Source organism: Bacillus sp. FSL K6-3149, assembly GCF_038630515.1.
GTDB lineage: Bacteria > Bacillota > Bacilli > Bacillales > Bacillaceae > Bacillus > Bacillus pumilus.
Window position 1 is genome coordinate 1,078,288 of sequence record NZ_CP152034.1, and the last position, 20,072, is coordinate 1,098,359.

Annotated in this window: 22 protein-coding genes; all 22 read left to right on the forward strand. The window is 42.5% G+C overall.

What is annotated here, in order from left to right; genetic code table 11:
* Positions 1 to 216 precede the first annotated feature (216 nt).
* The 22 genes from rpoB to rplE all read left to right on the forward strand — a co-directional run bounded on the left by rpoB (position 217) and on the right by rplE (position 20,071).
* Positions 217 to 3,798 (forward strand): DNA-directed RNA polymerase subunit beta, encoded by a 3,582-nt coding sequence (rpoB, locus tag MHB83_RS05575; protein WP_003217223.1) that lies wholly within the window; start codon positions 217 to 219, stop codon positions 3,796 to 3,798.
* Between the two features lie 61 nt (positions 3,799 to 3,859).
* Entirely contained in the window at positions 3,860 to 7,459 is a 3,600-nt protein-coding gene (gene rpoC / locus MHB83_RS05580; RefSeq protein WP_050945821.1) for a DNA-directed RNA polymerase subunit beta', read from the forward strand.
* Positions 7,460 to 7,604: 145 nt separating this feature from the next.
* Positions 7,605 to 7,853 carry a 50S ribosomal protein L7ae-like protein gene (locus tag MHB83_RS05585; RefSeq protein WP_003216985.1) on the forward strand — a complete coding sequence of 83 codons (249 nt, stop codon included), beginning with the start codon at positions 7,605 to 7,607 and terminating at the stop codon, positions 7,851 to 7,853.
* A 112-nt stretch (positions 7,854 to 7,965) separates the two neighbouring features.
* On the forward strand, positions 7,966 to 8,385 hold the full coding sequence (rpsL, locus tag MHB83_RS05590; RefSeq protein WP_003216962.1) for a 30S ribosomal protein S12: 420 nt from the start codon (positions 7,966 to 7,968) through the stop codon (positions 8,383 to 8,385).
* A 120-nt stretch (positions 8,386 to 8,505) separates the two neighbouring features.
* Positions 8,506 to 8,976, forward strand: a complete 471-nt coding sequence (gene rpsG, locus MHB83_RS05595) for a 30S ribosomal protein S7 (protein WP_003216884.1) — start codon at positions 8,506 to 8,508, stop codon at positions 8,974 to 8,976.
* 54 nt (positions 8,977 to 9,030) lie between these two features.
* Positions 9,031 to 11,109, forward strand: coding sequence for an elongation factor G (fusA, locus tag MHB83_RS05600; protein ID WP_050945820.1), 2,079 nt, complete (start codon positions 9,031 to 9,033; stop codon positions 11,107 to 11,109).
* Between the two features lie 118 nt (positions 11,110 to 11,227).
* Positions 11,228 to 12,418, forward strand: coding sequence for an elongation factor Tu (gene tuf, locus MHB83_RS05605; RefSeq protein ID WP_003217109.1), 1,191 nt, complete (start codon positions 11,228 to 11,230; stop codon positions 12,416 to 12,418).
* A 109-nt stretch (positions 12,419 to 12,527) separates the two neighbouring features.
* Positions 12,528 to 13,487: an alpha/beta hydrolase gene (locus MHB83_RS05610; RefSeq protein WP_253621932.1), complete on the forward strand. Its 960-nt coding sequence runs from the start codon at positions 12,528 to 12,530 to the stop codon at positions 13,485 to 13,487.
* A gap of 218 nt (positions 13,488 to 13,705) precedes the next feature.
* Positions 13,706 to 14,014: a 30S ribosomal protein S10 gene (rpsJ, locus tag MHB83_RS05615; protein WP_003156464.1), complete on the forward strand. Its 309-nt coding sequence runs from the start codon at positions 13,706 to 13,708 to the stop codon at positions 14,012 to 14,014.
* 37 nt (positions 14,015 to 14,051) lie between these two features.
* Positions 14,052 to 14,681 (forward strand): 50S ribosomal protein L3, encoded by a 630-nt coding sequence (gene rplC / locus MHB83_RS05620; RefSeq protein WP_003217069.1) that lies wholly within the window; start codon positions 14,052 to 14,054, stop codon positions 14,679 to 14,681.
* Positions 14,682 to 14,708: 27 nt separating this feature from the next.
* Positions 14,709 to 15,332 (forward strand): 50S ribosomal protein L4, encoded by a 624-nt coding sequence (rplD, locus tag MHB83_RS05625; RefSeq protein WP_003217216.1) that lies wholly within the window; start codon positions 14,709 to 14,711, stop codon positions 15,330 to 15,332.
* Complete coding sequence (gene rplW, locus MHB83_RS05630) at positions 15,332 to 15,619, forward strand: 50S ribosomal protein L23 (protein ID WP_003217016.1); 288 nt, start codon at positions 15,332 to 15,334, stop codon at positions 15,617 to 15,619. The genes rplD and rplW overlap by 1 nt, the downstream gene beginning before the upstream one ends.
* 28 nt (positions 15,620 to 15,647) lie before the next feature.
* On the forward strand, positions 15,648 to 16,481 hold the full coding sequence (gene rplB, locus MHB83_RS05635) for a 50S ribosomal protein L2 (protein WP_003217065.1): 834 nt from the start codon (positions 15,648 to 15,650) through the stop codon (positions 16,479 to 16,481).
* A 57-nt stretch (positions 16,482 to 16,538) separates the two neighbouring features.
* The gene (gene rpsS, locus MHB83_RS05640; RefSeq protein WP_003216920.1) at positions 16,539 to 16,817 is read left to right on the forward strand and encodes a 30S ribosomal protein S19; all 279 of its coding nucleotides are present in this window, start codon (positions 16,539 to 16,541) and stop codon (positions 16,815 to 16,817) included.
* 17 nt (positions 16,818 to 16,834) lie between these two features.
* The gene (rplV, locus tag MHB83_RS05645; RefSeq protein ID WP_007496316.1) at positions 16,835 to 17,176 is read left to right on the forward strand and encodes a 50S ribosomal protein L22; all 342 of its coding nucleotides are present in this window, start codon (positions 16,835 to 16,837) and stop codon (positions 17,174 to 17,176) included.
* 3 nt (positions 17,177 to 17,179) lie between these two features.
* Positions 17,180 to 17,836, forward strand: coding sequence for a 30S ribosomal protein S3 (gene rpsC, locus MHB83_RS05650; RefSeq protein ID WP_003217241.1), 657 nt, complete (start codon positions 17,180 to 17,182; stop codon positions 17,834 to 17,836).
* A gap of 1 nt (position 17,837) precedes the next feature.
* Positions 17,838 to 18,272: a 50S ribosomal protein L16 gene (rplP, locus tag MHB83_RS05655; protein WP_003217039.1), complete on the forward strand. Its 435-nt coding sequence runs from the start codon at positions 17,838 to 17,840 to the stop codon at positions 18,270 to 18,272.
* On the forward strand, positions 18,262 to 18,462 hold the full coding sequence (rpmC, locus tag MHB83_RS05660; RefSeq protein ID WP_003217155.1) for a 50S ribosomal protein L29: 201 nt from the start codon (positions 18,262 to 18,264) through the stop codon (positions 18,460 to 18,462). Before rplP ends, rpmC begins: the two co-directional genes overlap by 11 nt.
* A 25-nt stretch (positions 18,463 to 18,487) precedes the next feature.
* Positions 18,488 to 18,751: a 30S ribosomal protein S17 gene (rpsQ, locus tag MHB83_RS05665; protein WP_003216906.1), complete on the forward strand. Its 264-nt coding sequence runs from the start codon at positions 18,488 to 18,490 to the stop codon at positions 18,749 to 18,751.
* Between the two features lie 39 nt (positions 18,752 to 18,790).
* The gene (rplN, locus tag MHB83_RS05670; protein WP_003216882.1) at positions 18,791 to 19,159 is read left to right on the forward strand and encodes a 50S ribosomal protein L14; all 369 of its coding nucleotides are present in this window, start codon (positions 18,791 to 18,793) and stop codon (positions 19,157 to 19,159) included.
* Positions 19,160 to 19,194: 35 nt separating this feature from the next.
* Positions 19,195 to 19,506, forward strand: a complete 312-nt coding sequence (gene rplX, locus MHB83_RS05675) for a 50S ribosomal protein L24 (RefSeq protein WP_003217151.1) — start codon at positions 19,195 to 19,197, stop codon at positions 19,504 to 19,506.
* A 25-nt stretch (positions 19,507 to 19,531) separates the two neighbouring features.
* Complete coding sequence (gene rplE, locus MHB83_RS05680) at positions 19,532 to 20,071, forward strand: 50S ribosomal protein L5 (RefSeq protein ID WP_003217159.1); 540 nt, start codon at positions 19,532 to 19,534, stop codon at positions 20,069 to 20,071.
* Position 20,072: the final 1 nt, after the last annotated feature.

Sequence of the window (20,072 nt, forward strand, 5' to 3'; positions counted from 1 at the left end):
GTGTATATTTTGCTTAATAGGCTTAAAAAACAACTGTTTTGTATAAATTATGCATATTTGGGAAAACTAATAAAATCGGTATTTGTTTTTGGATGTGGTTTTCTTATTTTAGAAACCCTTTTTTCTTTTGTCTTGTAAAAGTATTTCTTTACTGACATTTGAAAGGCTGAAATACTTTTTACACATATAATACGCATGATTTGAGGGGTGAATCAGTTGACAGGTCAACTAGTTCAGTATGGACGACACCGCCAGCGCAGAAGCTACGCACGCATAAGCGAAGTGTTAGAATTACCAAATCTCATTGAAATTCAAACCTCTTCTTATCAGTGGTTTCTTGATGAGGGTCTTAGAGAGATGTTTCAAGATATATCCCCAATTGAGGATTTTACTGGTAACCTTTCTCTTGAATTCATTGATTACAGCCTAGGGGATCCTAAGTATCCTGTAGCAGAATCAAAAGAACGTGATGTAACTTACTCTGCTCCACTAAGAGTAAAAGTTCGTTTAATTAACAAAGAAACTGGAGAAGTAAAAGACCAAGATGTGTTCATGGGTGATTTCCCAATCATGACAGACACAGGTACTTTTATCATTAACGGTGCGGAACGTGTAATCGTTTCTCAGTTAGTACGTTCTCCAAGTGTATATTTCAGTGGTAAAGTAGACAAAAACGGTAAAAAAGGTTTTACTGCGACTGTCATTCCAAACCGTGGCGCATGGTTAGAATACGAAACTGATGCGAAGGATGTAGTCTATGTACGCATCGATCGCACACGTAAGTTGCCGGTTACGGTTCTTTTGCGTGCTCTCGGCTTCAGCTCTGATCAAGAGATTCTTGACCTCATTGGCGAGAATGAATACTTACGCAACACGCTGGAAAAAGACAATACAGAGAATGCGGATAAAGCACTTCTCGAAATCTACGAGCGCCTCCGTCCTGGAGAGCCGCCAACTGTTGAAAATGCGAAAAGCCTGCTAGACTCTCGCTTCTTCGATCCGAAGAGATATGACCTAGCAAATGTTGGACGCTACAAGATTAATAAAAAGCTTCATATTAAAAATAGACTGTTCAATCAAAAATTGGCTGAAACGTTAGTTGACCCTGAAACAGGTGAAATTCTAGCAGAAAAAGGTCAAATTTTAGACAGAAGAGTTCTTGATAAAGTTCTTCCATACTTAGAAAACGGCATCGGATTTAGAAAGCTTTATCCAAATGGTGGCGTAGTAGAAGATGAAGTAGAACTTCAATCTATTAAGATTTATGCACCGTCTGATCAAGAAGGCGAGCAAGTGATCAACGTGATCGGGAATGCATACGTAGAGGAAGCTGTGAAAAACATCACGCCTTCTGACATCATTGCATCGATCAGTTACTTCTTCAACCTTCTTCATGGTGTAGGTGACACAGATGATATCGATCACCTTGGTAACCGTCGCCTGCGTTCTGTAGGTGAGCTTCTGCAAAACCAATTCCGTATTGGTTTAAGCAGAATGGAGCGTGTTGTTCGTGAAAGAATGTCGATCCAAGACACAAACACGATCACACCTCAGCAACTGATCAACATCCGTCCTGTGATCGCTTCTATCAAAGAGTTCTTTGGTAGCTCTCAGCTTTCTCAGTTCATGGATCAAACAAACCCGCTTGCTGAATTGACGCACAAACGTCGTCTGTCAGCGCTTGGGCCTGGTGGTTTGACACGTGAGCGTGCAGGAATGGAAGTTCGTGACGTTCACTACTCTCACTATGGTCGTATGTGTCCGATTGAAACACCAGAGGGTCCAAACATTGGTTTGATCAACTCTCTATCTTCATTTGCAAAAGTGAATCGTTTCGGCTTTATTGAAACACCTTACCGCCGGGTTGATCCTGAAACAGGTAAAGTGACACCAAGAATCGATTACTTAACTGCGGATGAAGAGGATAACTACGTAGTAGCACAAGCGAACGCTATATTAGGTGAAGATGGTTCGTTTATCGATGATAATATCATTGCTCGTTTCAGAGGAGAAAACACCGTTGTTCCTCGAAATCGCGTTGACTACATGGACGTTTCGCCAAAGCAGGTTGTTTCTGCAGCGACAGCATGTATCCCATTCCTAGAAAACGATGACTCTAACCGTGCTCTAATGGGAGCAAACATGCAACGTCAGGCTGTGCCTTTGATGCAGCCGGAATCACCGATTGTTGGTACAGGTATGGAGTATGTATCGGGTAAAGACTCTGGTGCTGCTGTCATCTGCCGTTACCCAGGTGTTGTAGAACGTGTTGAAGCAAAAAATATTTGGGTTCGCCGCTATGAAGATGTCGACGGACAACAAGTCAAAGGAAACCTAGACAAATACAGCTTGCTGAAATTTGTCCGCTCTAACCAAGGGACTTGCTACAACCAGCGTCCAATCGTAAGTGTTGGAGATGAAGTCGTAAAAGGAGAAATCCTTGCAGACGGTCCTTCAATGGAAAAAGGTGAATTGGCTCTAGGACGTAACGTCATGGTCGGCTTCATGACTTGGGACGGTTATAACTACGAGGATGCGATCATCATGAGTGAGCGCCTTGTAAAAGATGACGTCTACACGTCTATTCATATTGAAGAATATGAATCAGAAGCTCGTGATACAAAGCTTGGACCGGAAGAAATCACTCGTGATATTCCAAACGTTGGGGAAGATGCTTTACGCAACCTTGACGAGCGTGGAATCATCCGTATCGGTGCAGAAGTAAAAGACGGAGACCTTCTTGTAGGGAAAGTAACGCCTAAAGGTGTAACAGAACTAACAGCTGAAGAACGTCTATTACATGCAATCTTCGGTGAAAAGGCTCGTGAAGTACGTGATACATCTCTACGTGTTCCACACGGCGGCGGCGGAATTATCCACGATGTCAAAGTCTTTAACCGTGAAGATGGAGATGAATTACCTCCAGGTGTTAACCAATTAGTCCGCGTATACATCGTTCAGAAGCGTAAAATTTCTGAAGGTGACAAAATGGCTGGACGACATGGTAACAAAGGGGTTATCTCTAAAATCCTTCCAGAAGAAGATATGCCGTATCTTCCAGATGGAACACCGATTGATATCATGTTAAACCCTCTAGGGGTACCATCTCGTATGAACATCGGTCAGGTACTTGAGCTTCATATGGGTATGGCTGCACGTTACCTTGGCATCCACATTGCGTCACCAGTATTTGATGGTGCGCGTGAGGAAGATGTTTGGGAAACGCTTGAAGAAGCAGGTATGTCCCGTGATGCGAAAACAGTCCTTTATGACGGTCGAACTGGTGAACCATTCGATAACCGTGTATCAGTCGGAATCATGTACATGATCAAACTGGCTCACATGGTTGACGACAAACTTCACGCTCGTTCAACTGGACCATACTCACTTGTTACGCAGCAGCCACTTGGCGGTAAAGCACAGTTTGGTGGTCAGCGTTTCGGAGAGATGGAAGTATGGGCACTTGAAGCTTACGGTGCAGCATACACACTTCAAGAGATCTTAACAGTTAAATCGGATGACGTTGTGGGTCGTGTGAAAACATACGAAGCCATCGTCAAAGGGGATAACGTCCCTGAACCAGGTGTCCCTGAATCATTCAAAGTGTTAATTAAAGAACTTCAAAGTTTAGGTATGGATGTCAAAATCCTATCTGGCGATGAAGAAGAGATAGAAATGAGAGATTTAGAAGACGATGAGGAAACGAAGAAAGCAGACGGATTAGCGTTATCTAATGACGAAGATGCTGCAGACCTCGCACCTGTCGATCTTGAACGTGACGCAGTCACAAAAGAATAGCAGAAACGATTAGAGCAAGTGACTAGGGTATAACCCGAAGATTAAAAGGGAGGTAGGCCCCTTGCTAGATGTGAACAATTTTGAGTATATGAACATCGGTCTCGCATCACCTGATAAAATCCGTTCTTGGTCTTTTGGTGAAGTGAAAAAGCCTGAAACGATTAACTATCGTACACTGAAACCTGAAAAAGATGGTCTCTTTTGTGAACGTATCTTCGGACCGCAAAAAGACTGGGAATGTCATTGTGGAAAGTATAAACGCGTTCGTTATAAGGGTGTTGTATGTGACCGTTGTGGTGTAGAAGTAACACGGGCAAAAGTCCGTCGTGAGAGAATGGGGCATATCGAACTGGCTGCCCCAGTTTCCCACATTTGGTATTTCAAAGGTATCCCAAGCCGTATGGGTCTTGTTCTTGATATGTCACCACGTGCGTTAGAAGAAGTGATTTACTTCGCTTCATACGTCGTGACAGATCCTGGCAACACACCGCTTGAGAAGAAACAACTTCTTTCTGAGAAGGAATTCCGTGCTTATTTAGATAAATACGGTAATACATTCCAAGCAGCTATGGGTGCAGAAGCAATCAATAAACTTCTTCAAGATATCGATCTTGTAAAAGAAGTAGATGCACTGAAAGAAGAGCTGAAAACTGCTCAAGGACAGCGTCGTACTCGTGCGATTAAACGCCTTGAAGTGCTAGAAGCCTTCCGTAACTCAGGAAACAAACCATCATGGATGATTCTTGATGTACTTCCGGTTATTCCACCAGAATTACGTCCAATGGTTCAGCTTGATGGTGGACGTTTTGCTACTTCTGACTTAAACGACCTTTATCGTCGTGTCATCAACCGTAACAATCGTCTGAAACGTTTATTAGATCTTGGCGCGCCAAGCATCATCGTTCAGAACGAGAAGCGTATGCTTCAAGAAGCTGTCGATGCCTTGATTGATAATGGACGTAGAGGCCGACCAGTAACAGGACCAGGAAACAGACCATTGAAATCTCTTTCTCATATGCTGAAAGGGAAACAAGGACGTTTCCGTCAAAACTTGCTTGGTAAACGTGTTGACTATTCTGGACGTTCCGTTATCGTCGTAGGACCACATTTGAAAATGTATCAGTGTGGACTTCCGAAAGAAATGGCTCTTGAATTATTCAAACCATTCGTGATGAAGGAGCTTGTTGAAAAAGGTTTAGCTCACAACATCAAGAGTGCGAAGCGTAAAATTGAGCGCGTGCAGCCGGAAGTATGGGATGTTTTAGAATCAGTGATTCGTGAGCACCCAGTCTTACTAAACCGTGCACCGACTCTTCACAGACTTGGTATTCAAGCGTTTGAACCTACACTTGTGGAAGGACGCGCAATTCGTCTGCATCCACTTGTATGTACAGCCTACAACGCTGACTTTGACGGTGACCAAATGGCGGTTCACGTACCATTATCTGCTGAGGCTCAAGCTGAAGCTCGTATCTTAATGCTTGCTGCTCAAAACATTTTGAACCCGAAAGATGGAAAACCTGTTGTTACGCCATCTCAGGATATGGTGCTTGGTAACTACTACCTTACACTTGAGCGTAAAGGTGCTATCGGAGAAGGTATGATCTTCAAAGATACGAACGAAGCCCTTCTAGCTTATCAAAATGGGTATGTGCATCTTCATACACGTGTAGCTGTTGCAGCTAACTCGTTGAAGAATGTGACATTCACTGATGAACAGCGTTCTAAATTGTTGATTACAACAGTTGGAAAACTAATCTTTAACGAAATCTTACCGGAATCATTCCCTTACATGAATGAGCCGACAAAGAGCAATATTGAAGAAAAAACGCCTGACCGCTTCTTCCTTGAAAAAGGTGAAGATGTCAAAGCTGCGATTGAGAAACAAGAAATCAATGCGCCGTTCAAAAAAGGTATTTTAGGTAAAATCATTGCGGAAATCTTTAAGAGATTCCATATCACTGAGACATCTAAAATGCTTGACCGCATGAAAAATCTTGGTTTCAAATACTCTACTAAAGCGGGTATTACGGTTGGGGTGTCTGATATCGTCGTATTAGATGATAAACAGAAGATCCTCGAAGAAGCGCAAGCAAAAGTAGATAACGTCATGAAGCAATTCAGACGTGGTTTGATTACTGAAGAAGAGCGTTACGAGAGAGTCATTTCGATCTGGAGTTCTTCTAAAGATGTCATCCAAGGTAAACTGATGAAGTCCCTTGATGAAGTCAACCCAATCTACATGATGAGTGACTCTGGGGCGCGTGGTAACGCATCTAACTTCACTCAGCTGGCTGGTATGCGTGGTCTGATGGCCAACCCGGCTGGACGTATCATTGAACTTCCGATCAAATCTAGTTTCCGTGAAGGTTTAACCGTATTGGAATACTTTATTTCCACTCACGGAGCGCGTAAAGGTCTTGCCGATACAGCCCTTAAAACAGCTGACTCAGGTTACCTCACGCGTCGTCTCGTCGACGTTGCACAGGATGTTATCATCCGTGAAACAGATTGCGGTACAGACCGTGGTATCTTGGCAAAGTCCATTAGAGAAGGAAATGAAATTATTGAGAAACTTGAAGAACGTCTAATTGGACGTTTTGCAAGAAAACCAATTGTTCATCCTGAAACGGGCGAAGTCATTGTTGGCGAAAACGAACTAATTGATGAAGATAAAGCACTTGAAGTAGTTGAAGCAGGAATTGAGGAAGTATGGATCCGTTCTGCATTTACATGTAACACGCCTCATGGTGTATGTAAACGATGCTACGGCCGTAACCTTGCAACTGGTACTGACGTTGAAGTCGGTGAAGCAGTTGGAATCATCGCTGCTCAATCAATCGGTGAGCCAGGAACACAGCTTACAATGCGTACGTTCCACACCGGTGGGGTAGCAGGAGACGATATCACACAAGGTTTACCTCGTATCCAAGAGCTATTTGAAGCGCGTAATCCGAAAGGGCAAGCGACGATTTCTGAAATTGATGGTGTCGTTGCTGAAATTAACGATGTTCGTGACAAGCAGCAGGAAATTGTGGTTCAAGGCGACGTTGAAACTCGCTCTTACACAGCTCCTTACAATGCACGTCTGAAAGTTGTTGAAGGTGACAAAGTTACTCGTGGTCAAGTACTGACAGAAGGTTCGATCGATCCGAAAGAACTTCTTAAAGTGACTGACATGACAGCTGTTCAAGAATATCTGCTTCATGAAGTACAAAAAGTATACCGTATGCAAGGGGTAGAAATCGGAGATAAGCACGTTGAGGTAATGGTTCGCCAAATGCTTCGTAAAGTGCGTGTCGCTGATGCAGGGGATACAGATGTATTACCAGGCACACTTCTTGATGTACATCAATTCACTGAAGCGAACAAAAAAGTACTATTCGAAGGCAAGCGCCCTGCAACAGGCCGCCCAGTTCTTCTTGGTATTACAAAAGCATCGCTTGAAACAGACTCATTCTTGTCTGCAGCATCCTTCCAAGAAACGACTCGTGTCCTAACAGATGCGGCGATCAAAGGAAAACGTGATGAACTGCTTGGCTTGAAAGAGAATGTTATCATCGGTAAACTTGTTCCAGCTGGAACAGGAATGCCAAACTACCGTAAAGTTAAGCCGGTTTCACAAGTGCAACCGTCTGACGATATGGTGCCTGTAGAGTAATCTTTCTCGTGAGATTCCTATAAAATCATCAAAAAATGGTGAAGGATGTCAAGATAATCTGTCATATGATATTGACATCCTTCTGCCATGATGATAATATAACCAAGGTGCTCAAAATAAAACCTGTTACTTTGGAGGATATTCGATGTCTTATGATAAAGTATCACAGGCTCAATCCATTATTATTGGTACGAAGCAAACAGTAAAAGCTCTGAAACGAGATTCAGTAAAGGAAATCGTCGTAGCGAAAGATGCTGATCCTGCTTTAACAGCTAGTGTAACAAAACTAGCGCAAGAGAAGGGTGTAGACATTTTAGTGGTAGATTCCATGAAAAAGCTCGGCAAAGCCTGCGGAATTGAAGTTGGGGCAGCAGCTGTTGCCATTATGTTATAGCGTACTTGTTTTGTTTTTGCATGTGTAAATGCAAAAGCATTGTTTTTTGCCTTTTAATGAACCACCTGGGTATGTGGGTTATAAAAAAAGCAACGAAGGGAGGAATAACAACATGCCTACAATTAATCAGCTAATACGCAAAGGACGCGTGAGTAAAGTTGAAAACTCAAAGTCTCCTGCACTTAACAAAGGATACAACAGTTTCAAAAAAGAGCACACTAACGTAACATCTCCACAGAAGCGCGGGGTTTGTACTCGTGTCGGCACAATGACACCGAAAAAACCAAACTCAGCACTACGTAAATATGCTCGTGTACGTTTGTCTAACCTGATTGAGGTAACAGCTTACATTCCTGGTATCGGTCATAATCTACAAGAGCACAGTGTAGTACTTATCCGTGGCGGACGTGTAAAAGACTTACCGGGTGTACGTTACCACATCGTTCGTGGTGCGCTTGATACTGCCGGAGTTGACGGTCGTATGCAAGGACGTTCTAAATACGGAACAAAACGCCCTAAACAAAGTAAATAATACAAACAAACATAAGGGTTTTTAGAAGTTGATATCAGATCAGTGGAGTCAGGCAACTGACAATGATATTGAGATGAGAGACAGATAGAAATCCTTTTAAATGAGAAGGGAGGCTATCAGATGCCACGTAAAGGTCCTGTAGCAAAAAGAGACGTATTGCCAGATCCAATTTACAATTCTAAACTTGTATCTCGTTTGATCAACAAAATGATGATCGACGGTAAAAGAGGAAAGTCACAAACAATTCTCTACAAGTCATTTGATATCATCAAAGAACGTACTGGTAATGAAGCGATGGAGGTTTTCGAACAAGCCTTGAAAAACATCATGCCAGTTCTTGAAGTTAAAGCACGTCGTGTAGGTGGAGCTAACTACCAAGTTCCTGTAGAAGTTCGCCCAGACCGTCGTACTACTTTAGGTCTTCGCTGGTTAGTAAACTACGCTCGTCTTCGTGGAGAAAAAACGATGGAAGAGCGTCTTGCTAACGAAATCCTTGACGCAGCTAACAACACTGGTGCTGCTGTTAAGAAACGTGAAGATACACACAAAATGGCAGAAGCGAACAAAGCATTCGCTCACTACCGCTGGTAGGATTTATACCAAACTAAAAAAACTATTCCCTAATAAGGAAGGAGAAATTACCCAATGGCAAGAGAGTTCTCCTTAGACAAAACTCGTAATATTGGTATCATGGCTCACATCGATGCTGGTAAAACGACAACGACTGAGCGTATCTTATACTACACTGGTCGTATCCATAAAATTGGTGAAACTCACGAAGGAGCTTCCCAAATGGACTGGATGGAGCAGGAGCAAGAACGTGGTATTACAATCACTTCTGCTGCTACTACAGCACAATGGAAAGGTTACCGTGTAAACATCATCGATACACCAGGACACGTAGACTTCACTGTTGAAGTTGAACGTTCTTTACGTGTACTTGATGGTGCGGTAGCAGTTCTTGATGCACAATCAGGTGTAGAGCCACAAACTGAAACAGTTTGGCGCCAAGCAACAACTTACGGAGTACCTCGTATCGTATTCGTTAACAAAATGGATAAAACCGGTGCGGACTTCCTTTACTCTGTAGGCACATTAAGAGATCGTCTTCAAGCGAACGCTCATGCAATTCAATTGCCGATCGGCGCTGAAGATCAATTCGAAGGAATCATCGACCTTGTAGATAACGTAGCATACTTCTACGAAGATGACCTTGGAACTCGCTCTGATGCACAAGAAATCCCTGCTGAGTATAAAGACAAAGCTGAAGAGCTTCGCAACAGCCTTATTGAAGCTGTCGCTGAGCTTGATGAAGAGCTTATGGAAAAATACCTTGAGGGTGAAGAAATTACAATTCCTGAATTGAAAGCTGCAATCCGTAAAGGAACGTTGAATGTTGAATTCTACCCAGTTCTTGTTGGATCTGCTTTCAAAAACAAAGGTGTTCAGCTTGTACTTGATGCTGTGCTTGATTACCTTCCTGCACCAACTGATGTTGCTGCAATCAAAGGTATCCTGCCAGATTCAAATGAAGAGGTTGTTCGTGAGTCTACTGATGACGCACCATTCGCAGCTCTTGCATTTAAAGTTATGACTGACCCTTATGTTGGGAAACTTACTTTCTTCCGCGTATACTCTGGAACACTTGCTTCAGGTTCATACGTGAAGAACTCTTCTAAGAACAAGCGTGAGCGTGTTGGACGTATCCTTCAAATGCACGCAAACAGCCGTGAAGAAATCTCTACTGTATATGCAGGGGATATCGCAGCAGCTGTTGGTCTTAAAGATACATCTACTGGTGACACTCTTTGTGACGAGAAAGATACTGTTATCCTTGAGTCTATGGAATTCCCAGAGCCAGTTATCGATGTAGCAATCGAGCCTAAATCAAAAGCTGATCAAGATAAAATGGGTATCGCTTTAGCTAAACTAGCTGAAGAGGATCCAACATTCCGTACACAAACAAACCCTGAAACTGGTCAAACGATCATCTCTGGTATGGGTGAGCTTCACCTTGATATCATTGTTGACCGTATGAAGCGTGAGTTCAAGGTTGAAGCTAACGTAGGTGCTCCTCAAGTTGCGTACCGTGAAACATTCCGTTCTGGTGCAAAAGTTGAAGGTAAATTCGTACGTCAGTCTGGTGGACGTGGTCAGTTCGGACACGTTTGGATCGAATTCGAACCAAACGAAGAAGGCGCAGGCTTCGAATTCCAAAATGCAATCGTCGGTGGGGTTGTTCCTCGTGAATACATTCCAGCTATTCAAGCAGGTCTTGAAGATTCACTTGAAAATGGTGTATTAGCTGGATTCCCATTAATCGACATCAAAGCTAAATTATTTGATGGATCATACCACGATGTTGACTCGAACGAAATGGCGTTTAAAATTGCTGCATCTATGGCGTTGAAAAATGCTGTCAGCAAATGTAACCCAGTTCTACTTGAGCCAATGATGAAAGTGGAAGTCGTTATCCCTGAAGAATACATGGGAGACATCATGGGTGATATCACATCTCGTCGTGGACGTGTAGAAGGTATGGAAGCTCGCGGTAACGCTCAAGTTGTTCGCGCAATGGTTCCACTTTCTGAAATGTTCGGATATGCAACTTCACTCCGTTCTAACACACAAGGACGCGGTACTTTCACTATGCACATGGATCACTACGAAGAAGTGCCTAAGAGCATCAGTGAAGAAATCATCAAAAAAAATAAAGGTGAATAATTGATTTTGCCTTTAAACTAAAGTATAACTACTATTGAAGATCAGAAAGTGAGAGGTAACTCTTCACTTTCTATCACTCTATACCAAATACAATGAACCTTTAAGGAGGATTTTTAGAATGGCTAAAGAAAAATTCGACCGTTCCAAATCGCATGCTAACATTGGTACAATTGGACACGTTGACCATGGTAAAACAACTCTAACTGCTGCTATCTCAACAGTTCTTCATAAGAAGTCTGGTAAAGGATCAGCTATGGGATATGACCAAATCGATGGTGCTCCAGAAGAGCGCGAGCGTGGAATCACAATCTCAACTTCACACGTCGAGTATGAAACAGACACTCGTCACTATGCACACGTAGACTGCCCAGGACACGCTGACTACGTTAAAAACATGATCACTGGTGCTGCTCAAATGGACGGCGCGATCTTAGTAGTATCTGCTGCTGATGGTCCAATGCCACAAACACGTGAGCACATCCTACTTTCTCGTAACGTAGGTGTACCATACATCGTAGTATTCCTTAACAAATGTGACATGGTTGACGATGAAGAGTTACTTGAACTTGTTGAAATGGAAGTTCGTGACCTTCTTTCTGACTATGACTTCCCTGGTGATGATGTTCCAGTTATCAAAGGTTCTGCTCTTAAAGCTCTTGAAGGAGATGCTGATTACGAAGCAAAAATCTTTGAACTTATGGATGCGGTTGATGAGTACATCCCAACTCCAGAACGTGACATTGAGAAGCCATTCATGATGCCAGTTGAGGATGTATTCTCAATCACTGGTCGTGGAACTGTTGCTACTGGTCGTGTTGAGCGTGGACAAGTTAAAGTCGGTGACGAAGTTGAAATCATCGGTCTTCAAGAAGACAATGGTAAAACAACTGTTACAGGTGTTGAAATGTTCCGTAAACTTCTTGACTATGCTGAAGCTGGTGACAACATCGGTGCACTACTTCGTGGTGTATCTCGTGAAGATATCCAACGTGGTCAAGTACTTGCTAAACCAGGTACAATCACTCCACATAGCCGTTTCAAAGCTGAAGTTTATGTACTTTCTAAAGAAGAGGGTGGACGTCATACTCCATTCTTCGCTAACTACCGTCCGCAGTTCTACTTCCGTACAACTGACGTAACTGGTATCGTACATCTTCCAGAAGGTACTGAAATGGTTATGCCTGGCGATAACACTGAGATGGAAGTTGAACTTATCTCTACTATCGCTATCGAAGAAGGAACTCGTTTCTCTATCCGTGAGGGTGGACGTACTGTAGGTTCTGGCGTCGTTTCAAATATCATTAAGTAATAAACATTTAAAAGAGACTCCTTGCAAAAGGGTCTCTTTTTTTGCTTTTCCAGATCAGAACGGCTACTATAAGCTATAGAATCTAAATGGAACCGAGAGGATCACTGGAATGGCGAAGACATATTTGAAGAAATGGTTAATCGGCGGGGTTGACCAATGGATTATGATCAAAGAAGATCACACAAGTGAAGCGAAGCCTGTTCTATTATTTTTACACGGTGGGCCCGGCTCCGCTCAAATCAGCTATATCGACTCATTTCATGAGGAACTTAATCAAGATTTTACAGTGGTTCATTGGGATCAGCGAGGTGCGGGACTTTCCTATCAAAAGAACCTCCCCAATACTTCCATGACCATTCAGCAATTTATTGAAGATACGATTGAACTGACAGAGAAAGTCCTTTCATATCTAGGTCAATCAAAATTGTACATCGCCGGATATTCATGGGGGTCATTAATCGCCATACAAGCAGTACATAAGCGCCCAGATCTATATCACGCTTATTATGGAATTAGTCAGGTAGTAGATGTAATAAAAGAAGATATTGTGTCATACAAGCTTCTTTTGGAGAAATGCGAACGAAATCGGTTGTTTACTTGGTGCCTGCGATTACTGACGCCTCCTCCGTGGAAACAAATATCAGCTCATGCTCTGTTCTCTCTATATAAAGAGCTCGGAAGCGTAGGTCTCACACATAGGTGGAAGCCGCTGATTCAAATGCTACGCGGGTTTCTTTTTAGTAAGGAATATCAGCTCAAAGATAAGTGGAATTTCCTTAAAGGACAGAAGCTTAGTCAGGACATGCTATGGGATGAATTGATGAATGAGAGCATTGAATACCGAGTTTCTACTATATTAATACCTTGTTACTTTATCATTGGTGAATATGACATGATTACACCAGCTGCTGTATCAAAACCTTATGTTGAGCAATTAACAGCACCAGTCAAAGAATGGTTCACCTTTAAAGAATCTGCACATTCCCCGCATCTAGAAGAGCCAGAAGAATTTATTCGTACCATAAAAAAGACGGCTGTACATCATCTTCAGGGAAAGCTTGATTTATAGGCTGAACCCCTGTATAATATGAAAAGTGTGCAAATCATAAATTTATCCGATTTATTATTGCAACACGCAGGCCAATTTGGTACAATAGTGCATGTTGGTCTTTGACTGCGATGAAGTGAGAGGTTGCTGACACACCCGGCCGCTTTGCCATGGCAAGGTGATCAGGTTTTTCTCACGGAGAACTGTCTAACGTAAGTAGGCGAAAAGGAGGGAAAATAATGGCAAAACAAAAAATTCGTATTCGTTTAAAAGCATATGATCATAGAATTCTTGATCAATCTGCTGAGAAGATTGTTGAAACGGCTAAGCGTTCTGGTGCTAGTGTATCTGGTCCAATTCCGCTTCCAACTGAAAAATCAGTTTACACAATCCTTCGTGCGGTGCATAAGTACAAAGATTCTCGTGAGCAATTTGAGATGCGTACTCACAAACGTCTAATCGACATCGTGAATCCAACTCCACAAACAGTTGATGCACTTATGCGTTTAGATTTACCATCTGGTGTAGATATCGAAATCAAACTTTAATTCAAATAGAAAACACATATTATAGGAGGTGTGACTAATGACCAAAGGAATCTTAGGTAGAAAAATTGGTATGACGCAAGTATTCGCAGAAAACGGTGATCTTATCCCTGTAACTGTTGTTGAGGCTGCTGCTAACGTTGTTCTTCAAAAGAAGACTGCTGACACGGATGGCTATGAAGCAATCCAAATCGGTTTTGACGACAAACGTGAAAAGCTTTCTAACAAACCAGAGAAGGGCCACGTTGCTAAAGCGGAAACTGCTCCTAAGCGCTTCGTAAAAGAATTACGCGGTGCGGAGTTAGATGCGTATGAAGTTGGTCAGGAAGTCAAAGTTGATATTTTCGCAAATGGAGATATCGTAGATGTAACAGGAACATCAAAAGGTAAAGGATTCCAAGGGGCTATCAAGCGCCACGGACAATCACGCGGACCAATGACTCACGGTTCACGTTACCACCGTCGTCCTGGTTCAATGGGACCTGTTGATCCAAACCGAGTATTCAAAGGTAAACTTCTTCCAGGTCGTATGGGCGGAGAGCAAATCACTGTCCAAAACCTTGAGATCGTTAAAGTTGATGCAGAACGCAATCTTCTATTGATCAAAGGAAATGTACCAGGAGCTAAAAAATCTCTAGTAACTGTAAAGAGTGCAGTTAAATCTAAATAACTCTCTTAGGAAAGGAGGAAACAAGTCATGCCAAAAGTAGCATTATTTAACCAAAACGGTTCTACTAACGGTGAAATCGAATTAAACGCTTCTGTGTTTGGAATCGAGCCAAACGAAAGCGTAGTATTCGATGCTATTCTTATGCAAAGAGCTTCCTTACGTCAAGGAACTCACAAAGTAAAAACTCGTTCTGAAGTACGTGGCGGAGGTCGTAAGCCTTGGAGACAGAAGGGTACTGGTCGTGCTCGTCAAGGTTCTATCCGTTCACCACAATGGCGCGGAGGCGGTATCGTATTCGGTCCAACACCACGCAGCTATTCTTATAAATTACCTAAAAAAGTTCGCCGCTTGGCTATCAAGTCAGTATTGTCTTCTAAAGTAATCGACAACAACATCATCGTTCTTGAAGATCTGACTCTTGATGCAGTGAAAACGAAAGAATTCGCAGGCATCCTTAAAGGATTATCTGTCGAGAAGAAAGCGTTGATCGTCACTGCGGATGCAAACGAAACAGTTGCTTTATCTGCTCGTAACATCCCTGGAGTAACAGTTGTTGAAGCTAACGGTATCAACGTTCTTGACGTTGTCAACCACGAGAAACTTCTGATCACTAAAGCAGCGGTTGAAAAAGTAGAGGAGGGACTTGCATAATGAAAGATCCTCGTGATGTTCTAAAGCGCCCTATCATTACTGAACGTTCTGCTGATCTAATGACAGAGAAGAAGTACACGTTCGAAGTTGATGTCAGAGCTAACAAAACAGAAGTGAAAGACGCTGTTGAAGAAATCTTTGGAGTGAAAGTTGAGAAAGTCAACGTTCAAAATTACAAAGGGAAATCTAAACGCGTTGGACGCTACACTGGTATGACTAGCCGTCGCAGAAAAGCGATCGTGAAATTAACAGCTGACAGCAAAGAAATCGAAATTTTTGAAGCGTAAATCTTAAAAAGAAGGAGGGAAATTCAAAATGGCGATTAAAAAGTATAAACCAACCAGTAATGGTCGTCGTGGCATGACTACTTCAGATTTTGCTGAAATCACGACTGACAAACCAGAAAAATCGTTGCTTGCGCCGCTTCACAGAAAAGGCGGACGTAACAACCAAGGTAGAATGACTGTTCGTCATCAAGGTGGCGGTCATAAACGTCAATACCGTATCATCGACTTTAAACGTGATAAAGACGGTATACCTGGACGCGTTGCTACAATCGAGTATGATCCAAACCGTTCAGCGAACATCGCTCTTGTAAACTATGCAGATGGTGAGAAACGTTACATTCTTGCTCCGAAAGGAATCCAAGTTGGTACTGAAGTTACTTCTGGACCAGAATCTGACATCAAACCAGGTAATGCTCTTCCACTTATCAACATCCCAGTTGGTACAGTTGTGCATAACATTGAATTAAAACCAGGTAAAGGTGGACAATTAGTTCGTTCTGCTGGTACTTCTGCTCAAGTTCTTGGTAAAGAAGGTAAATACGTTCTTGTACGTTTGAACTCAGGAGAAGTTCGTATGATTCTTTCTGCTTGCCGTGCGACTATCGGTCAAGTTGGAAACGAGCAACACGAATTAATTAACATCGGTAAAGCTGGACGTTCACGCTGGAAAGGCGTACGCCCAACAGTTCGTGGTTCTGTAATGAACCCTAACGATCACCCACACGGTGGTGGTGAAGGACGTGCTCCAATCGGACGTAAATCACCAATGTCTCCATGGGGCAAACCGACTCTTGGATTCAAGACTCGTAAGAAAACCAACAAGTCTGATAAATTCATTGTACGTCGTCGTAAAAACAAGTAACGGGGTTGTCTACGGTTCATTTAGGACCGTAGTTCAATCACGAAGGGAGGTTCCACAATGGCTCGCAGCTTAAAAAAAGGACCATTTGTTGATGATCATTTGATGGCTAAAGTCGAGAAATTGAATGAAACTGACAAAAAGCAAGTCGTAAAAACTTGGTCTCGTCGTTCTACAATTTTCCCACAATTCATCGGTCACACAATCGCTGTCTATGACGGACGCAAACATGTACCTGTTTTCATTTCTGAAGATATGGTAGGTCACAAATTGGGCGAATTCGCACCAAGCCGTACTTACAAAGGTCATGCTAGTGACGATAAAAAAACAAGACGCTAATGAGAGGAGGCTTTTAAATGCAAGCTAAAGCTGTCGCAAGAACAGTCCGTATTGCTCCTCGTAAAGCACGTCTAGTAATGGACCTGATCCGAGGTAAGCAAGTAGGAGAAGCAGTTTCTATCTTAAACCTTACACCTAAGGCTGCTTCACCAATTATTGAAAAAGTATTAAAATCTGCTATCGCAAACGCTGAGCACAACTACGAGTTGGACGCTAACAGCCTAGTGATTACTCAAGCATTCGTTGACGAAGGTCCAACACTTAAGAGATTCCGTCCACGTGCTATGGGTCGTGCGAGCGCAATTAACAAACGTACTAGCCACATTACAATCGTTGTATCAGAAAAGAAGGAGGGATAATCCGTGGGTCAAAAGGTAAATCCAGTAGGTCTTCGTATTGGCGTCATTCGTGATTGGGAATCTAAATGGTTCGCAGGAAAAGATTACGCTGACTTCTTACATGAAGACTTGAAAATCCGTGAATTCATCAGCAAGCGTTTGTCTGACGCGTCTGTTTCTAAAGTAGAAATCGAACGTGCTGCAAACCGCGTAAATATCACAATCCACACGGCTAAACCAGGTATGGTAATTGGTAAAGGCGGATCTGAAGTTGAAGCACTTCGTAAAGCTCTTAACAGCCTAACTGGCAAACGTGTACACATCAACATCCTTGAAATCAAAAGAGCAGATCTTGATGCTCAGCTAGTTGCTGAAAACATCGCTCGTCAACTTGAAAATCGTATTTCATTCCGTCGTGCACAAAAACAAACAATCCAACGCACAATGCGTGCTGGAGCACAAGGAATCAAAACAATGGTTTCTGGTCGTCTTGGCGGTGCAGATATTGCTCGTTCTGAATATTACAGTGAAGGTACTGTTCCGTTGCACACACTTCGTGCTGACATCGACTATGCTACTGCTGAAGCTGACACTACTTATGGTAAGCTTGGCGTAAAAGTATGGATCTATCGTGGAGAAGTCCTTCCAACTAAGAAGAATACTGCGGAAGGAGGAAAATAATATGTTATTGCCAAAACGCGTGAAGTATCGCAGAGAACATCGTGGAAAAATGCGTGGACGTGCAAAAGGTGGTACTGAAGTACATTTCGGTGAGTACGGTATCCAAGCTCAAGAAGCTTCTTGGATCACGAACCGTCAAATCGAAGCTGCTCGTATTGCTATGACTCGTTACATGAAACGTGGCGGTAAAGTTTGGATTAAAATTTTCCCTTCTAAGCCATACACAGCTAAACCTCTAGAGGTCCGCATGGGTTCCGGTAAAGGTGCTCCAGAAGGATGGGTGGCTGTAGTAAAACCAGGCAAAGTTTTATTTGAAATTTCTGGTGTGTCTGAAGAAGTTGCTCGTGAAGCTCTTCGTCTTGCATCTCACAAATTGCCAATTAAAACGAAGTTCGTAAAACGTGAAGAAATTGGTGGTGAATCAAATGAAAGCTAATGAAATTCGTGACCTTACCACTGCTGAAATTGAACAAAAAGTAAAGTCTCTTAAAGAAGAACTTTTCAATCTTCGTTTCCAATTAGCGACTGGGCAGCTTGAAAACACTGCTCGCATTCGTGAAGTGCGTAAATCAATCGCACGCATGAAAACTGTGATTCGTCAAAGAGAAATCGCTGCTAATAAATAATAATTAGAGGGGAGGCCCCGCAAACATGAGCGAACGTAACCAACGTAAAGTGTATCAAGGTCGTGTTGTTTCTGACAAAATGGATAAAACCATCACTGTTGTAGTTGAAACATACAAAAAGCATTCACTTTATGGCAAACGTGTAAGATACTCTAAAAAGTTCAAAGCACATGATGAAAACAACCAAGCAAAAATCGGAGACATCGTAAAGGTCATGGAAACTCGTCCTTTATCTGCGACTAAACGCTTTCGTCTAGTTGAAGTTGTCGAAGAAGCCGTTATTATCTAATAAAGTTCGGATTTCTTTTTCCGAAAGGAGGTAACATTAATGATTCAACAGGAGACTCGTTTAAAAGTAGCTGACAACTCTGGCGCACGCGAAGTACTAACGATTAAAGTTCTTGGTGGCTCTGGACGTAAGACGGCTAACATCGGTGATGTCATTGTTTGTACGGTTAAACAAGCAACACCAGGAGGCGTTGTCAAAAAAGGTGAAGTTGTGAAAGCAGTTATCGTTCGTACAAAGAGCGGAGCTCGCAGAAACGATGGATCTTACATCAGCTTCGATGAAAATGCATGTGTCATTATCCGTGACGACAAGAGCCCACGTGGAACTCGTATCTTCGGACCAGTAGCACGTGAACTTCGTGAAAACAACTATATGAAAATTGTTTCTCTAGCACCAGAAGTACTTTAATGAATACAATCCGCGACTCAAGGAGGTGCGATTAAATGCATGTTAAAAAGGGCGATAAAGTAGTGGTTATCTCTGGTAAAGATAAAGGTAAACAAGGAGTCATCCTTGCTGCTTTCCCTAAGAATGACCGTGTTTTAGTAGAAGGTATTAACCTTGTGAAAAAACACTCTAAACCAACCCAAGCTAACCCTCAGGGCGGAATTTCTGAACAAGAAGCGCCGATCCACGTATCAAACGTAATGCCGCTTGATCCTAAAACGGGTGAAGTGACACGTGTTGGGTATAAAGTTGAGGACGGAAAGAAAGTCCGTGTAGCGAAAAAATCTGGGCAAGTTCTAGATAAATAGTAAATAAGGAAGGGAGGTCTTTCTCATGAACCGCCTTAAAGAAAAGTATGTAAAAGAAATTACACCTGCATTAGTTTCTAAGTTTGAATACAAATCAGTAATGCAAGTGCCAAAAATCGAAAAAATCGTGATCAACATGGGTGTTGGTGACGCCGTTCAAAACGCTAAAGCAATCGATACTGCTGTTGAAGAATTAACGTTTATCGCTGGTCAAAAACCTGTCGTTACTCGTGCGAAGAAATCTATTGCTGGATTCCGTCTACGTGAAGGAATGCCAATCGGTGCGAAAGTAACACTTCGCGGAGAGCGCATGTACGATTTCCTTGATAAACTTATTTCTGTATCTTTACCACGTGTACGTGACTTCCGCGGGATTTCTAAGAAATCTTTCGACGGTCGTGGAAACTACACGCTTGGTATTAAAGAACAGTTAATCTTCCCAGAAATTGATTACGATAAAGTAACAAAAGTCCGCGGTATGGATATCGTTATCGTTACGACTGCCAATACGGACGAAGAAGCACGTGAGTTATTAACTCAAGTAGGTATGCCGTTCCAGAAATAAT

Coding starts and splice junctions, on each gene's coding strand:
- rplX (WP_003217151.1), top strand. CDS start 19,195: ATGCATGTTAAAAAGGGCGATAAAGTAGTGGTTATCTCTGGTAAAGAT.
- MHB83_RS05610 (WP_253621932.1), top strand. CDS start 12,528: ATGGCGAAGACATATTTGAAGAAATGGTTAATCGGCGGGGTTGACCAA.
- rplP (WP_003217039.1), top strand. CDS start 17,838: ATGTTATTGCCAAAACGCGTGAAGTATCGCAGAGAACATCGTGGAAAA.
- rplC (WP_003217069.1), top strand. CDS start 14,052: ATGACCAAAGGAATCTTAGGTAGAAAAATTGGTATGACGCAAGTATTC.
- rpsL (WP_003216962.1), top strand. CDS start 7,966: ATGCCTACAATTAATCAGCTAATACGCAAAGGACGCGTGAGTAAAGTT.
- rplW (WP_003217016.1), top strand. CDS start 15,332: ATGAAAGATCCTCGTGATGTTCTAAAGCGCCCTATCATTACTGAACGT.
- rpmC (WP_003217155.1), top strand. CDS start 18,262: ATGAAAGCTAATGAAATTCGTGACCTTACCACTGCTGAAATTGAACAA.
- rpsS (WP_003216920.1), top strand. CDS start 16,539: ATGGCTCGCAGCTTAAAAAAAGGACCATTTGTTGATGATCATTTGATG.
- rpsG (WP_003216884.1), top strand. CDS start 8,506: ATGCCACGTAAAGGTCCTGTAGCAAAAAGAGACGTATTGCCAGATCCA.
- MHB83_RS05585 (WP_003216985.1), top strand. CDS start 7,605: ATGTCTTATGATAAAGTATCACAGGCTCAATCCATTATTATTGGTACG.
- rplD (WP_003217216.1), top strand. CDS start 14,709: ATGCCAAAAGTAGCATTATTTAACCAAAACGGTTCTACTAACGGTGAA.
- rplB (WP_003217065.1), top strand. CDS start 15,648: ATGGCGATTAAAAAGTATAAACCAACCAGTAATGGTCGTCGTGGCATG.
- rplV (WP_007496316.1), top strand. CDS start 16,835: ATGCAAGCTAAAGCTGTCGCAAGAACAGTCCGTATTGCTCCTCGTAAA.
- rpsJ (WP_003156464.1), top strand. CDS start 13,706: ATGGCAAAACAAAAAATTCGTATTCGTTTAAAAGCATATGATCATAGA.
- rplE (WP_003217159.1), top strand. CDS start 19,532: ATGAACCGCCTTAAAGAAAAGTATGTAAAAGAAATTACACCTGCATTA.
- rplN (WP_003216882.1), top strand. CDS start 18,791: ATGATTCAACAGGAGACTCGTTTAAAAGTAGCTGACAACTCTGGCGCA.
- fusA (WP_050945820.1), top strand. CDS start 9,031: ATGGCAAGAGAGTTCTCCTTAGACAAAACTCGTAATATTGGTATCATG.
- rpsQ (WP_003216906.1), top strand. CDS start 18,488: ATGAGCGAACGTAACCAACGTAAAGTGTATCAAGGTCGTGTTGTTTCT.
- tuf (WP_003217109.1), top strand. CDS start 11,228: ATGGCTAAAGAAAAATTCGACCGTTCCAAATCGCATGCTAACATTGGT.